Source organism: Vibrio sp. R78045, assembly GCF_042466085.1.
In the GTDB taxonomy this organism is placed as follows: Bacteria; Pseudomonadota; Gammaproteobacteria; order Enterobacterales; family Vibrionaceae; genus Vibrio; species Vibrio cyclitrophicus.
Genome location: NZ_JAXHBS010000017.1, coordinates 373,975 through 389,076, shown reverse-complemented (window position 1 = coordinate 389,076; position 15,102 = coordinate 373,975). Strand labels below are relative to the sequence as shown.

Annotated in this window: 9 protein-coding genes, 3 tRNA genes and 2 rRNA genes; 4 read left to right on the top strand and 10 right to left on the bottom strand. The window is 46.3% G+C overall.

Annotated features, from left to right (window positions below; genetic code table 11):
* Positions 1 to 7: 7 nt before the first annotated feature.
* From SJY39_RS21180 to SJY39_RS21145, 8 genes are all read right to left on the bottom strand, one after another.
* A 23S ribosomal RNA gene (locus SJY39_RS21180) occupies positions 8 to 2,901 on the bottom strand.
* 368 nt (positions 2,902 to 3,269) lie between these two features.
* Positions 3,270 to 3,345: transfer RNA gene (locus tag SJY39_RS21175), tRNA-Val, on the bottom strand.
* A gap of 70 nt (positions 3,346 to 3,415) precedes the next feature.
* Positions 3,416 to 3,491 (bottom strand) — tRNA-Lys (locus SJY39_RS21170).
* 2 nt (positions 3,492 to 3,493) lie between these two features.
* Positions 3,494 to 3,569 (bottom strand) — tRNA-Glu (locus tag SJY39_RS21165).
* A 122-nt stretch (positions 3,570 to 3,691) separates the two neighbouring features.
* Positions 3,692 to 5,246, bottom strand: a 16S ribosomal RNA gene (locus tag SJY39_RS21160).
* The 16S and 23S rRNA genes sit together here with 3 tRNA genes alongside, the layout of an rRNA operon.
* 546 nt (positions 5,247 to 5,792) lie before the next feature.
* Complete coding sequence (gene hemG / locus SJY39_RS21155; RefSeq protein WP_016767554.1) at positions 5,793 to 6,320, bottom strand: menaquinone-dependent protoporphyrinogen IX dehydrogenase; 528 nt, start codon at positions 6,318 to 6,320, stop codon at positions 5,793 to 5,795.
* Between the two features lie 10 nt (positions 6,321 to 6,330).
* Entirely contained in the window at positions 6,331 to 7,788 is a 1,458-nt protein-coding gene (locus SJY39_RS21150) for a TrkH family potassium uptake protein (RefSeq protein ID WP_016767553.1), read from the bottom strand.
* Positions 7,789 to 7,822: 34 nt separating this feature from the next.
* Positions 7,823 to 8,446 (bottom strand): YigZ family protein, encoded by a 624-nt coding sequence (locus SJY39_RS21145; protein ID WP_016767552.1) that lies wholly within the window; start codon positions 8,444 to 8,446, stop codon positions 7,823 to 7,825.
* Between the two features lie 227 nt (positions 8,447 to 8,673).
* On the opposite strand from SJY39_RS21145, the gene fadB reads away from it, so the two are divergent.
* From fadB to SJY39_RS21130, 3 genes are all read left to right on the top strand, one after another.
* Positions 8,674 to 10,845: a fatty acid oxidation complex subunit alpha FadB gene (fadB, locus tag SJY39_RS21140; protein ID WP_016793482.1), complete on the top strand. Its 2,172-nt coding sequence runs from the start codon at positions 8,674 to 8,676 to the stop codon at positions 10,843 to 10,845.
* A 26-nt stretch (positions 10,846 to 10,871) separates the two neighbouring features.
* Positions 10,872 to 12,035 (top strand): acetyl-CoA C-acyltransferase FadA, encoded by a 1,164-nt coding sequence (gene fadA / locus SJY39_RS21135; RefSeq protein WP_009848166.1) that lies wholly within the window; start codon positions 10,872 to 10,874, stop codon positions 12,033 to 12,035.
* A 242-nt stretch (positions 12,036 to 12,277) separates the two neighbouring features.
* On the top strand, positions 12,278 to 13,258 hold the full coding sequence (locus tag SJY39_RS21130) for an MDR family oxidoreductase (protein WP_010433138.1): 981 nt from the start codon (positions 12,278 to 12,280) through the stop codon (positions 13,256 to 13,258).
* Positions 13,259 to 13,378: 120 nt separating this feature from the next.
* Here SJY39_RS21130 and SJY39_RS21125 read toward each other — a convergent pair whose 3' ends face one another.
* Both SJY39_RS21125 and SJY39_RS21120 read right to left on the bottom strand, forming a co-directional pair.
* The gene (locus SJY39_RS21125) at positions 13,379 to 14,320 is read right to left on the bottom strand and encodes a LysR family transcriptional regulator (protein ID WP_010433141.1); all 942 of its coding nucleotides are present in this window, start codon (positions 14,318 to 14,320) and stop codon (positions 13,379 to 13,381) included.
* Positions 14,321 to 14,475: 155 nt separating this feature from the next.
* The gene (locus SJY39_RS21120) at positions 14,476 to 14,661 is read right to left on the bottom strand and encodes a hypothetical protein (protein WP_010433144.1); all 186 of its coding nucleotides are present in this window, start codon (positions 14,659 to 14,661) and stop codon (positions 14,476 to 14,478) included.
* Positions 14,662 to 14,810: 149 nt separating this feature from the next.
* Between SJY39_RS21120 and tusA the strand changes: the two genes are divergently transcribed.
* Positions 14,811 to 15,062: a sulfurtransferase TusA gene (tusA, locus tag SJY39_RS21115; RefSeq protein ID WP_004736675.1), complete on the top strand. Its 252-nt coding sequence runs from the start codon at positions 14,811 to 14,813 to the stop codon at positions 15,060 to 15,062.
* Positions 15,063 to 15,102 lie beyond the last annotated feature (40 nt).

Here is a 15,102-nt window from a genome sequence, read left to right as displayed (position 1 = left end):
GTGTTGTATGGTTAAGCCTCACGGGCAATTAGTACAGGTTAGCTCAATGCCTCGCAGCACTTACACACCCTGCCTATCAACGTCGTAGTCTACGACAACCCTTTAGGACACTTATAGTGCCAGGGAAAACTCATCTCAAGGCTCGCTTCCCGCTTAGATGCTTTCAGCGGTTATCGATTCCGAACTTAGCTACCGGGCAATGCCATTGGCATGACAACCCGAACACCAGAGGTTCGTCCACTCCGGTCCTCTCGTACTAGGAGCAGCCCCTTTCAATTTTCCAACGCCCACGGCAGATAGGGACCGAACTGTCTCACGACGTTCTAAACCCAGCTCGCGTACCACTTTAAATGGCGAACAGCCATACCCTTGGGACCGACTTCAGCCCCAGGATGTGATGAGCCGACATCGAGGTGCCAAACACCGCCGTCGATATGAACTCTTGGGCGGTATCAGCCTGTTATCCCCGGAGTACCTTTTATCCGTTGAGCGATGGCCCTTCCATTCAGAACCACCGGATCACTATGACCTGCTTTCGCACCTGCTCGAATTGTCATTCTCGCAGTCAAGCGGGCTTATGCCATTGCACTAACCACACGATGTCCAACCGTGTTTAGCCCACCTTCGTGCTCCTCCGTTACTCTTTGGGAGGAGACCGCCCCAGTCAAACTACCCACCAGGCACTGTCCGTAATCCCGATTCAGGGACCAACGTTAGAACATCAAAACTACAAGGGTGGTATTTCAAGGACGACTCCATCACATCTAGCGACGCAATTTCATAGTCTCCCACCTATCCTACACATGTAGGTTCAATGTTCAGTGCCAAGCTGTAGTAAAGGTTCACGGGGTCTTTCCGTCTAGCCGCGGGTACACTGCATCTTCACAGCGATTTCAATTTCACTGAGTCTCGGGTGGAGACAGCGTGGCCATCATTACGCCATTCGTGCAGGTCGGAACTTACCCGACAAGGAATTTCGCTACCTTAGGACCGTTATAGTTACGGCCGCCGTTTACCGGGGCTTCGATCAAGAGCTTCGACCGAAGTCTAACCCCATCAATTAACCTTCCGGCACCGGGCAGGCGTCACACCGTATACGTCATCTTACGATTTTGCACAGTGCTGTGTTTTTAATAAACAGTTGCAGCCACCTGGTATCTGCGACTCTCGTCTGCTCCATCCGCAAGGGACTTCACTGATAAGAGCGTACCTTCTCCCGAAGTTACGGTACCATTTTGCCTAGTTCCTTCACCCGAGTTCTCTCAAGCGCCTTGGTATTCTCTACCCGACCACCTGTGTCGGTTTGGGGTACGATTCCTTACAATCTGAAGCTTAGAGGCTTTTCCTGGAAGCATGGCATCAATGACTTCACTACCGTAGTAGCTCGACATCGTATCTCAGCGTTAATAGCGGTCCGGATTTACCTAAACCACCCGCCTACATACTTGAACCTGGACAACCGTCGCCAGGCCCACCTAGCCTTCTCCGTCCCCCCATCGCAATTGTAAGAAGTACAGGAATATTAACCTGTTTCCCATCGACTACGCCTTTCGGCCTCGCCTTAGGAGTCGACTTACCCTGCCCCGATTAACGTTGGACAGGAACCCTTGGTCTTCCGGCGAGGGAGTTTTTCACTCCCTTTATCGTTACTCATGTCAGCATTCGCACTTCTGATACCTCCAGCAGCCCTTACAGACCACCTTCAACGGCTTACAGAACGCTCCCCTACCCCACATACCCTAAGGTACGTAGCCGCAGCTTCGGTGTATAGCTTAGCCCCGTTACATCTTCCGCGCAGGCCGACTCGACCAGTGAGCTATTACGCTTTCTTTAAATGATGGCTGCTTCTAAGCCAACATCCTGGCTGTCTGAGCCTTCCCACATCGTTTCCCACTTAGCTATACTTTGGGACCTTAGCTGGCGGTCTGGGTTGTTTCCCTCTCCACGACGGACGTTAGCACCCGCCGTGTGTCTCCCGGATAGTACTTACTGGTATTCGGAGTTTGCAAAGGGTTGGTAAGTCGGGATGACCCCCTAGCCTTAACAGTGCTCTACCCCCAGTAGTATTCGTCCGAGGCGCTACCTAAATAGCTTTCGGGGAGAACCAGCTATCTCCAGGTTTGATTGGCCTTTCACCCCTAGCCACAAGTCATCCGCTAATTTTTCAACATTAGTCGGTTCGGTCCTCCAGTTGATGTTACTCAACCTTCAACCTGCCCATGGCTAGATCACCTGGTTTCGGGTCTAATCCTAGCAACTGTACGCCCAGTTAAGACTCGGTTTCCCTACGGCTCCCCTAAACGGTTAACCTTGCTACTAAAATTAAGTCGCTGACCCATTATACAAAAGGTACGCAGTCACACCACGAAGGTGCTCCTACTGCTTGTACGTACACGGTTTCAGGTTCTATTTCACTCCCCTCACAGGGGTTCTTTTCGCCTTTCCCTCACGGTACTGGTTCACTATCGGTCAGTCAGTAGTATTTAGCCTTGGAGGATGGTCCCCCCATATTCAGACAGGATATCACGTGTCCCGCCCTACTCGTTTTCACTGATTATGATGTGTCGGTTACGGGGCTATCACCCTTTGTTGCGAGACTTTCCAGACTCTTCACCTGCATCATTAAAAGCTTAAGGGCTAATCCAATTTCGCTCGCCGCTACTTTCGGAATCTCGGTTGATTTCTCTTCCTCGGGGTACTTAGATGTTTCAGTTCCCCCGGTTTGCCTCCTGTTGCTATGTATTCACAACAGGATACTTACTTATGTAAGTGGGTTTCCCCATTCAGGAATCCCAGACTCAAAAGGTTATTACTACCTAATCTGGGCTTATCGCAAGTTATTACGCCTTTCATCGCCTCTGACTGCCAAGGCATCCACCGTGTACGCTTAGTCACTTAACCATACAACCCGAAAGGGTCTTAGTGTATGGCAACTAACCAAGGTTTTTGGTTGTCATCAAGAAGGGTTAATTCTTGATAACTGTTTGCCGGACTCAATTGTGAATCAATGTAAACATTAATTCGAATACAAGACACTTGAATGTGTTTGTTGTGTTTATCTAATGAAAGATAAACATTGAGAACTTTTAAATTTGATTGAATTACTCGTAAGTAATCAATCAGTCAGCTTTCCAAATTGTTAAAGAGCATGAGACTTTAAGAACAGTGTTCTAAAATTCACATTTTCTAAAGACTCTCAGGGTCAAAGATACCAACCAACGACAAAAGAAGTGGTTTGGATATGTAAATAACCAAGAATATTTAGAGAATGGTGGGCGATACCGGGCTCGAACCAGTGACCCCCTGCTTGTAAGGCAGGTGCTCTCCCAACTGAGCTAATCGCCCACGATAGTTTCTTTTGTCTTCACTTTTAATAAAAGTGAAAATAAAAGCCATCCTTTACGCGGAGAAAGAATGGTGGGTCGTGCAGGATTCGAACCTGCGACCAATTGATTAAAAGTCAACTGCTCTACCAACTGAGCTAACGACCCAATGGTATCCCGTAGGGGAGTCGAACCCCTGTTACCGCCGTGAAAGGGCGGTGTCCTAGGCCTCTAGACGAACGGGACACTGCTAATTTATCTCTACTTTTAAAGTAGAAACAAACCTTGAAGAACTTGGGAGTTCTTCATCTCTTTGCTTTTCTAAACCTAATCAATCTGTGTGGACACTCATCGTAAGTATCTTCGTATAAGGAGGTGATCCAGCCCCAGGTTCCCCTAGGGCTACCTTGTTACGACTTCACCCCAGTCATGAACCACAAAGTGGTGAGCGTCCTCCCCGAAAGGTTAAACTACCCACTTCTTTTGCAGCCCACTCCCATGGTGTGACGGGCGGTGTGTACAAGGCCCGGGAACGTATTCACCGTGACATTCTGATTCACGATTACTAGCGATTCCGACTTCATGGAGTCGAGTTGCAGACTCCAATCCGGACTACGACGCACTTTTTGGGATTCGCTCACTATCGCTAGCTTGCTGCCCTCTGTATGCGCCATTGTAGCACGTGTGTAGCCCTACTCGTAAGGGCCATGATGACTTGACGTCGTCCCCACCTTCCTCCGGTTTATCACCGGCAGTCTCCCTGGAGTTCCCGACATGACTCGCTGGCAAACAAGGATAAGGGTTGCGCTCGTTGCGGGACTTAACCCAACATTTCACAACACGAGCTGACGACAGCCATGCAGCACCTGTCTCAGAGCTCCCGAAGGCACACCTGCGTCTCCGCTGGCTTCTCTGGATGTCAAGAGTAGGTAAGGTTCTTCGCGTTGCATCGAATTAAACCACATGCTCCACCGCTTGTGCGGGCCCCCGTCAATTCATTTGAGTTTTAATCTTGCGACCGTACTCCCCAGGCGGTCTACTTAACGCGTTAGCTCCGAAAGCCACGGCTCAAGGCCACAACCTCCAAGTAGACATCGTTTACGGCGTGGACTACCAGGGTATCTAATCCTGTTTGCTCCCCACGCTTTCGCATCTGAGTGTCAGTATCTGTCCAGGGGGCCGCCTTCGCCACTGGTATTCCTTCAGATCTCTACGCATTTCACCGCTACACCTGAAATTCTACCCCCCTCTACAGTACTCTAGTTCACCAGTTTCAAATGCAGTTCCGAGGTTGAGCCCCGGGCTTTCACATCTGACTTAATGAACCACCTGCATGCGCTTTACGCCCAGTAATTCCGATTAACGCTCGCACCCTCCGTATTACCGCGGCTGCTGGCACGGAGTTAGCCGGTGCTTCTTCTGTTGCTAACGTCAAGATGCGCAGCTATTAACTACACACCCTTCCTCACAACTGAAAGTACTTTACAACCCGAAGGCCTTCTTCATACACGCGGCATGGCTGCATCAGGCTTTCGCCCATTGTGCAATATTCCCCACTGCTGCCTCCCGTAGGAGTCTGGACCGTGTCTCAGTTCCAGTGTGGCTGATCATCCTCTCAGACCAGCTAGGGATCGTCGCCTTGGTGAGCCATTACCTCACCAACTAGCTAATCCCACCTAGGCATATCTTGACGCGAGAGGCCCGAAGGTCCCCCTCTTTGGCCCGTAGGCATTATGCGGTATTAGCCATCGTTTCCAATGGTTATCCCCCACATCAAGGCAATTTCCTAGGCATTACTCACCCGTCCGCCGCTCGACGCCCATTAACGCACCCGAAGGATTGTTAATGTCGTTTCCGCTCGACTTGCATGTGTTAGGCCTGCCGCCAGCGTTCAATCTGAGCCATGATCAAACTCTTCAATTTAAGATTTTGTGACTCAACGAATACTGACTTCAAAACTAATATTCATTGCTCTTTCGAAAAAGATTGATGAACATGTAATTCTAAAGCTATTACCATTCCAACAGAATGGTAATGAATTGACTGTGCCGAATAACTACAAGTAGTTAAACGTATTGGTCACTCAGTTCATTGAAATCAAGTTTGTTACCGAAGTAACTGTTACTACCTAAGTAATAACGTTTTGATATTCATCAACGAGTGCCCACACAGATTGATAGGTTTAAATTGTTAAAGAGCTTTTCCTTTTTGAGCTTCGCTCAAATCGGACGGCCATTTTAGCGATTTAAGTTTTAGTGTCAACCACTATTTTCAAAACTTTTTTCAAGCGCTTAGCTTGGCTAATTTGGCTTGTTGATTCGCTTTGGTTTCCTAAGAAGCCTTCCCGTTTCAACGAGGTCGCATTATAGAGATTTCGATCACACTGGCAAGCCCTTTTTGAAGTTTTTCTCGTTTTTTTATTCGTTCGATTAAAAAGAACTCAAAACGCCTCAAAAGTAAGCTTTTCTCTTACATCTCTTGCAGTTTCTTAGAGAATAAAGAGACTTTTTCCCAATTTGTGTACTCGACTTCTTTGGTTGTATCCGTTTCTCCACCTGTCATATTCATAATGAAGCGAATCATGGTTTTATCGAACCAGTTATAACGAGGGTAATAGAGGGCACCCGCAAACACACCGATCAAAGTTGGTTGCCACGGGGACTTAAGAAGAAACTTCTTAATATAGGCGCTACCTTCGGGAGTATCTTTGCCTTGCTCTTCTTTACGAGCTGTTAAGTTAACGCAAAAGAAAGCAACCTTGTTTGATTGCAGCTGAGCAAGATTGGCATCAATAAACTGATATAGCTTCTTATTGAGGTGCCCATAGCGAATAGATGCACCAATCAAAACTCGGTCGTATTGAGCAAAGTCGACATTATCAATGGTGTGCAGATCTTGCAGCTCACATTCGAATTCATTCATTTCTTCTTTTATATAGTTCAATATTTTCTTGGTCTGCCCTTCACGGCTTGAATACAAAAATAGAGCTTTTGCCACAATGTTGTCCTTAGCTACGCCAAAACGTAGGGGTCAATAAAATTAATAAGGTGAATATCTCTAAACGGCCAAACAGCATGGATACGATCAACACCCATTTAGCCTTGTCATTCACATCGCCGAAGTGCATTGCCACTTCACCTAAGCCTGGGCCAAGGTTATTCAATGTTGCCGCTACAGCAGAGAAAGCGCTTAGCTCATCCATCCCTGTAGCAATAAGAGCCAACATACAAACCACAAAAACCAATGCGTATGCAGAGAAGAAGCCCCAAACCGCATCAACGACACGTTGTGGTAACGCAGAACCTCCGACCTTGATGGTATAGACAGCTCGCGGGTGCACAAGACGCTTCATTTCACGAGCACCTTGCAGAGTAAGTAATAAGATTCTAATGACTTTCATACCACCGCCTGTTGAGCCTGCACATCCACCTATAAAAGAAGAGAATAGAAGCAAAACGGGCAAGAACAATGGCCACTCGGAGAAACCAGTAGTGGTGAAGCCTGCTGTCGTAGATATAGATACCGTTTGGAACAAGGCTTGATCAAAGGCATCGTAATAAGAGTCATAAGAATGGTGATTAAGCAGTAACAAAAAACAAACTAAGAACAAGACCGCCTGAATAAAGATAAACGCGCGGAATTCAGGATCTTTCCAGTAATATTTAGGATGGACCCCCCCAGAAGCAAATGCAGCAAAGTGAAGCGAATAGTTACACGCAGATATAAGAAGGAACACGACCGTAATCATGTTAACCGCCGGACTGTTGAAATAGCCCATACTCGCATCGTGAGTCGAGAAGCCACCGATCGCAATAGTAGAGAAACTGTGGCTGATTGCATCAAAGAAACTCATACCTGCAAGCCAAAACGCTACCGCACAAGCAATAGTTAGACTCAAATAGATGTACCAAAGCGCTTTTGCCGTTTCAGCAATACGCGGAGTCATCTTACTGTCTTTAACTGGACCTGGGATTTCAGCACGATATAGCTGCATACCACCGATACCGAGAACGGGAAGGATGGCGACCGCCAATACGATGATACCCATGCCACCAAACCACTGTAGAAACTGGCGATAAAATAGAATTGCCTTAGGTAGGTCATCGAGGCCAACAATTACCGTTGCACCGGTCGTCGTTAATGCAGAAAACGATTCGAAGAAAGCATCGGTTACCGAAACGTTCGGGTTATCGGCGATCAAAAACGGCAATGCGCCCGCACTGCCGATTACCGTCCAGAACAACACCACAATAAGAAAGCCATCTCGCGCTTTCAACTCATGTTTATAACGTCGGTTGGGGAACCAACAAGTTGCCCCACAGAATAATAGAACGAAAAAAGTCGTCACAAATGGTACACCCGCACCATCTCTATAGATAAGTGCGACGAGCGCAGGTGCGAGCATTGATACACTAAAAAGTGCTAATAATAATCCGACGATTCGAATAATTGAGCGAAATTGCATGAGCTATTGAACGAAGCTAAATGCTTCAAACTTCCTAGTTGTCTTTAACTTTCGTTACCAGTGCCTTGGCACCGCTTTTATTGATCATGGTCTGAGTAAACGAATCTACCTGCAGGAGCTCTATCTCAATGATAAACTCAACTTGAACACCATAATCCGCTTGGACCTCAACAGCCTGATGCTGAGCCATAATAGATTGTGCAATTGGCACGAAACCATAGTCTAACTCTAGCCGTAATTTTGTGGTTATTTTTTTCTCGATAGTTTGAAGCAGCTTGAGAGCTTGTTGTACCCCTCCACCGTATGCCTTAACCAAACCACCCGTTCCGAGTTTTATTCCGCCAGAATAACGAGTCACAACAGCTGTTAACTCGCCAACACCCGAACCAGACAGTTGCGCCAAGATAGGCTTTCCAGCAGTACCAGAAGGTTCACCATCATCACTAAAGCCCCACTTCATCGAGTCTTCAGGTCGCCCTGCAACAAATCCCCAACAATTATGTCGAGCTGAAGAATGCTCTTTTTTTACCTGTTCTACGAACTGTTTAGCAGCTTCTACACTTGGTGTATGAGCAAGCTGAGTAATGAAAACGCTCTTCTTTATCTCTTCTTCAAACAGAGCCGATGCTGACGGTATTAAATAAGGCTGTTCATTCATATCGCTAACTTAATTAATAAGAGCAGCGAAGTGTATCACGCGTGAATAATAACGGTTAGAGGATCTGTGCTATCGCACAATGTTAAACAATTGTTTAAAAAATGTATTGAAATTAATCAAGCAGAGGTACAGACTAACATAACTGGTCTTACCAGGTATTCTACAATAATAGAAAGATAACAAGATTCTCTCAAACAATCGTGGATTGTATGTCATGGAGATAGACAATGATTTACCAAGCTAACACCTTACAGGTAAAGGAATTACAAGACGGTATTGCAGAACTTAGCTTCTGTGCGCCAGCCTCTGTAAACAAACTCGACCTTGCTACTTTAGAATCACTAGATAAAGCGTTAGATGCTCTTAATGCTCACGCTGGATTACGTGGTTTAATCTTAACTTCAAACAAAGACGCGTTCATCGTAGGCGCAGACATCACTGAATTTCTTGGCCTATTTGCTAAGCCAGAAGCAGAACTTGATGAATGGTTAAGATTCGCGAATTCAATCTTCAGCAAGCTCGAAGACCTTCCTGTTCCAACTCTTTCAATGATGCGTGGCCATGCCCTAGGTGGCGGCTGTGAATGTGTCTTAGCGACCGATTTCCGTATCGGTGACAAGACCACCAGCATAGGTCTCCCAGAAACCAAACTGGGCATCATGCCTGGCTTTGGTGGTTGTGTACGCCTGCCACGTGTTATCGGTGCTGACAGCGCAATGGAAATTATCACGCAAGGCAAAGCATGTCGTGCAGATGAAGCACTTAAAGTTGGCTTGTTAGATGCGATTGTTGAAACCGACCAACTACTAGAATCAGCGATTAACACGGTTTCTTTGGCAGCCAATGAGAAACTTGATTGGCAGCTACGCCGTAAACAAAAAACATCAGCGCTTTCGCTAAGCAAACTAGAAGCGATGATGAGCTTTACTATGGCTAAGGGCTTAGTAGCTCAAAAAGCAGGACCTCATTACCCAGCCCCAATCACTTCTGTTATCGCTATCGAAGAAGCAGCACGTAGTGATCGTGATGCTGCATTGGATATCGAGCGTAAACACTTCGTTAAGCTAGCAAAATCTGAGGAAGCGAAAGCATTGGTCGGCTTATTCCTTAATGACCAATACATCAAAGGCCTAGCGAAACAAGCGGGTAAGTCTGCCAACAAAGCTACTGAACGTGCAGCAGTACTTGGTGCTGGCATCATGGGTGGCGGTATTGCTTACCAGTCAGCATTGAAAGGCGTGCCAGTGATGATGAAAGACATCGCACAGGCGTCTCTAGATCTTGGTATGAACGAAGCTTCTAAGTTGTTGAATAAGCGCTTATCACGCGGTCGCCTAGATGGATTCAAAATGGCAGGCATTCTGTCTTCTATTACCCCAAGCCTACATTACGCTGGGATTGAGCAGTCAGATGTGATTGTGGAAGCGGTTGTAGAAAACCCTAAAGTAAAAGCGGCAGTTTTGAGCGAAGTGGAAGGTTTGGTTGGTGAAGACACAGTTCTTACATCAAACACCTCAACGATTCCAATCAACCTGTTAGCGAAATCTTTGAAACGCCCAGAAAATTTCTGTGGCATGCATTTCTTTAATCCAGTACATCGCATGCCTTTGGTTGAGATCATCCGAGGTGAGCACACTTCAGAAGAAACCATTAATCGCGTAGTCGCTTACGCAGCGAAGATGGGTAAATCCCCTATCGTTGTTAACGACTGTCCAGGCTTCTTCGTTAACCGTGTACTTTTCCCTTACTTCGGCGGTTTCAGCATGTTGCTACGCGACGGTGCTGATTTCACAAAGATCGATAAAGTCATGGAGCGCAAATTCGGTTGGCCAATGGGCCCAGCTTACTTGCTAGACGTTGTAGGTTTAGACACAGCACACCATGCACAAGCAGTAATGGCACAAGGCTTCCCTGAACGTATGGGCAAGGAAGGTCGTGATGCGATTGACGCACTTTACGTCGCTGAAAAATATGGTCAGAAGAACGGCAGCGGTTTCTATACATACAGCGTGGACAAACGCGGTCGTCCTAAAAAGACCTTCTCTGAAGACATTCTTCCTATCTTGGCTGACGTATGCCAACAGCCACAAGACTTTGATGACCAGACAATTATCCAGCGCGTGATGATTCCAATGATCAACGAAGTGGTGCTTTGTTTAGAAGAAGGCATCATCGCGACACCGCAAGAAGCGGATATGGCACTGGTTTACGGTTTAGGCTTCCCTCCATTCAGAGGCGGCGTATTCCGCTACTTAGACAGTGTGGGTATTGGTAACTTCGTTGTAATGGCGAAGAGCTACCAAGACTTAGGTGCAATGTACCAAGTTCCTCAACTATTGCTTGATATGGCAGCGAAGGGCGAAAGCTTTTACGACGGCCAACAAGCCAGTTCTCTATAACCCACATTTGGAAAAGGAATAGCAAAATGAATAATGTAGTTGTTGTTGATTGCCTTCGCACCCCAATGGGACGTTCCAAAGGTGGAGCTTTCCGTCACACTCGTGCTGAAGATCTGTCGGCACATTTAATGAAAGGCATTTTAGAGCGTAACCCAGAAGTAAACCCTGTCGAAATTGAAGACATTTACTGGGGTTGTGTACAACAAACGCTAGAGCAAGGCTTCAATGTCGCACGTAACGCTGCTTTGCTTGCTGGTCTACCGATTGAGATTGGTGCGGTAACGGTCAACCGTTTATGTGGCTCATCTATGCAAGCTCTGCATGATGCAACCCGCTCTATCATGGTTGGTGATGCTGAAATCTGCCTGATAGGTGGTGTCGAACACATGGGTCATGTACCAATGAACCATGGTGTTGATTTTCACCCAGGCATGTCTAAACACGTAGCGAAAGCTGCCGGTATGATGGGCCTAACGGCTGAGATGCTAGGTAAAATGCACGGTATTAGCCGTGAAGACCAAGACGCATTCGCAGCACGCTCACATGCTCGAGCTCAAGCAGCTACGGTTGAAGGTCGTTTCAAGAACGAAATCCTACCAACAGAAGCTCACGCAGCAGACGGTTCATTGTTCACTCTGGATTACGATGAAGTCATTCGTCCAGAAACTACGGTTGAGGGCTTGTCTCAGCTTCGCCCAGTATTTGACCCAGCAAACGGTACGGTAACAGCAGGTACTTCATCAGCACTATCTGATGGTGCCTCTGCAATGCTTATCATGAGCGAAGAGAAAGCCAACGCACTTGGCCTTAAGATTCGCGCTCGCGTGAAGTCTATGGCTATCGCAGGTTGCGATCCTTCAATCATGGGTTACGGCCCAGTACCTGCTACGCAAAAAGCGCTGAAACGTGCAGGCCTAACCATTGAAGATATGGGTGTGATTGAGCTAAACGAAGCGTTTGCCGCTCAATCTCTACCTTGTGCGAAAGATCTAGGTCTATTGGATGTGGTTGATGAGAAAGTAAACCTTAACGGCGGTGCGATTGCTCTTGGTCACCCGCTAGGCTGTTCTGGTTCTCGTATCTCGACGACGCTAATCAACCTGATGGAAGCACAAGATGTGAAATACGGCTTAGCGACCATGTGTATTGGTTTAGGCCAAGGTATTGCAACGGTATTTGAACGTCCATAGCGTTTACTGACTGTAATACTTGAAGGGTAATTTTTTGTGCAGCTATATTTATATAGCTGCACTTTTTATTACTTGGCATCCAACAATGCATCGATTTCGTTCAGCAAACTCTAAGAGAGAAAAACCAACACTGACGTCTATGCACAAAACGCATATATTCAATGTTGATGTTTCATTATTTTTTCTTGAATGATTCAACTAAAGTTACTTCAGTTTCCTAATATTCCTCCACGGAGCAGATCATGTTTAAAGCACTTGTACTAAACCAAGAAGACAAAAAAACTATCGCGTCAGTTTCTCAAATTGAAGAGTCTCAATTACCAGAAGGTAACGTGAAGATTGATGTTAGCTACTCTTCTTTGAACTACAAAGATGGTTTGGCGATTACAGGTAAAGGACGCATCGTTCGTAACTTCCCTATGGTTCCTGGTATCGACCTTTCTGGTGTGGTTTCACAATCTGATGACCCACGCTACAAAGCGGGCGACGAAGTTGTTCTAACGGGTTGGGGTGTTGGTGAAGGCCACTGGGGCGGCATGGCGGAGAAAGCAAGCCTAAACGGTGATTGGTTAGTGCCAATGCCATCAGGTCTAGACGCTAAAAAAGTAATGGCTATTGGTACAGCAGGCTTTACAGCAATGCTTTGTGTGCAAGCTATCGTAGATGCAGGCATCAAACCAGAAGACGGTGAAATCCTAGTAACAGGTGCAAGTGGCGGCGTAGGCAGTGTGTCTATCACTCTACTAAACCAACTGGGCTACAAAGTCGCAGCTGTAACTGGTCGTGCTTCTGCAAATGGCGAACTATTAAAATCACTAGGCGCAACACGCATTGTAGAGCGTGCTGAACTAGAAGAACCGGCGAAGCCACTTGAGAAACAACTGTGGGCTGGTGCTATCGATACGGTAGGTAGCAAAGTACTTGCAAAAGTATTGGCGCAAATTGATTACAACGGTGCGGTTGCAATGTGTGGTCTAGCAGGCGGTTTTGACTTACCAACCACGGTAATGCCATTCATTCTGCGTAACGTTCGCCTACAGGGTGTGGACTCGGTAATGTGCCCTCGTGAAAAACGTATTAAAGCGTGGGAACAACTAGCGGAATTGCTACCTGAGTCTTTCTACGCGCAAGCAACTAAAGAAGTGTCTTTAGATGGCGCAATTCAAGCTGCAGAAGACATCACTAACGGTCAAATCACTGGTCGCGTAGTCATTAAGCTATAGATTCTCAAACCTTAAGCAACAGCTTTAGGCTTGGATAACCCAAAATAACAAAGGGCTGATAGTAATCAGCCCTTTTGTGTTTTTGTCATTAGGATCGAGTAAACCAAAGCTAAGTCCCAGTTAACCTAAGCCAACATCCGCAATACGCTTTTGAATCAATTCGCCACACTCCTCTTTAACCACTCTTCTTAACCATTGTTGCGAGGCGGAAGAATCGCAGCGCGAGTGCCAGATCAATGAGTAATCAAACGGCATAAACTCGAATGGCAGCGGTTTAACGACTAAGTCATAACGCTCAGCCACCAAGTAAGCTAAATCAGCAGGCACAGTGATCACCAACGGCATTCTATCGACAATCGCCAATGCAGCCTCAAGGTGATAAGCACGCAACACCATTTTACGTGGGTTTTGATTAGCTAAAGCGTTATCGAGTAAAGCTTTAACGCCATCACTGATCGCGATCATCGCGTGCGGAAGTGAGACATAATCTTCAAGGCTTAATGGTTGATCGGCCAATGGGTGATTTTGGGATAACAAGCAAGACACACCAACCGGCCCTAATACGTCTTTATGAAGTGGTGCGATGCTGCCACTCGGACGACAAATCGCCATATCAACGCGCTCAGTACTGAGTTGCTTAAACAAATGCTCATGCTGCAACGGCGCAAATTCCAACGAGATATTCGGCGCTTGTTCATAAATCTTAGGCAATGCATAAGGCAAGATGGTTTGCATCGCGTAGTCAGTGGTCGCAATTAAAAAACGCTCACTACAATAGTAAGGGTCAAAATCACTCGGGCTAAGCAGTTGACGGAAAGATTCTAACGGTTGATCAATACGCTGGCTGATCTCAAGTGCTTTCTTGGTAGGAATAAGATGCTGACCTTGGCGCGTAAATAGAGGATCATTAAGTAGTTCTCTAAGACGCCCTAATACACGACTGGTTGCAGATTGACTTAAATTGAGACGAAGCGCAGCCTGGCTAACACTGCCTTCTTCAATCAATACCTTTAAGGCGACCAATAAGTTCAGGTCTCTACGATAGATGTCTTCTAATTCCACGCCACTTACCTAGCTGTATACTATCACCATTGATCACTACGTTGTTTATAGCATGCTTTAGATAAAAAAAATCCCGCAATTACGCGGGGAAGCCCAAGAAAATTGGGGATAGTGTCGGAATGTTGTCGTATCGGAATTTACTTGTTGTATTAAGGTTAGTGCTCTTGCTCTTCGGCTATGCTTTGCCAACGGCGCATCTCGACCCAAATACCAATAATCGTTGCTACTATGCCAAAGATAGGCATCAGTGAAGTCTCTGTCGGTGAGCGTAGTACTAACGCACAAAAAGAAATAAAACAGAGAACCGAATAAATTGTTAATCTATCTAATCCTGTCAACATCGCCACTCCTTAGCTAGTTGCCTTTGTTTCAAGTTGTTATCAACTTGTTAATTAAGTTATAGGAAATAATTCCGTTTGCCAAGCACTTATTGCATATTTTTTCTGCAGACGTATTATTCACTCGTTAGATAGATATAGAGATACAAACCATGACATTCAAACCTGAACTGGCAACCCATACTTTAGAAGCTGAAGGCCTGCGTTGCCCGGAGCCAGTAATGATGGTCAGGAAGACAATTAGAAACATGCAGGATGGCGATGTATTACTGGTAAAAGCTGACGATCCTTCGACAACTCGAGATATTCCGAGCTTTTGTCGATTCATGGATCATCAGTTGGTAGGTCAAGCGACAGAAACTTTGCCTTACCAGTATTTGATCAGAAAGGGATTGGAGGCGTAACGCCCCACCGAGTATCAAGTATCAAAAAAGCCGCTCGTAC

Coding starts and splice junctions, on each gene's coding strand:
- fadA (WP_009848166.1), top strand. CDS start 10,872: ATGAATAATGTAGTTGTTGTTGATTGCCTTCGCACCCCAATGGGACGT.
- fadB (WP_016793482.1), top strand. CDS start 8,674: ATGATTTACCAAGCTAACACCTTACAGGTAAAGGAATTACAAGACGGT.
- SJY39_RS21145 (WP_016767552.1), bottom strand. CDS start 8,446: ATGAATGAACAGCCTTATTTAATACCGTCAGCATCGGCTCTGTTTGAA.
- tusA (WP_004736675.1), top strand. CDS start 14,811: ATGACATTCAAACCTGAACTGGCAACCCATACTTTAGAAGCTGAAGGC.
- SJY39_RS21150 (WP_016767553.1), bottom strand. CDS start 7,788: ATGCAATTTCGCTCAATTATTCGAATCGTCGGATTATTATTAGCACTT.
- SJY39_RS21120 (WP_010433144.1), bottom strand. CDS start 14,661: ATGTTGACAGGATTAGATAGATTAACAATTTATTCGGTTCTCTGTTTT.
- SJY39_RS21130 (WP_010433138.1), top strand. CDS start 12,278: ATGTTTAAAGCACTTGTACTAAACCAAGAAGACAAAAAAACTATCGCG.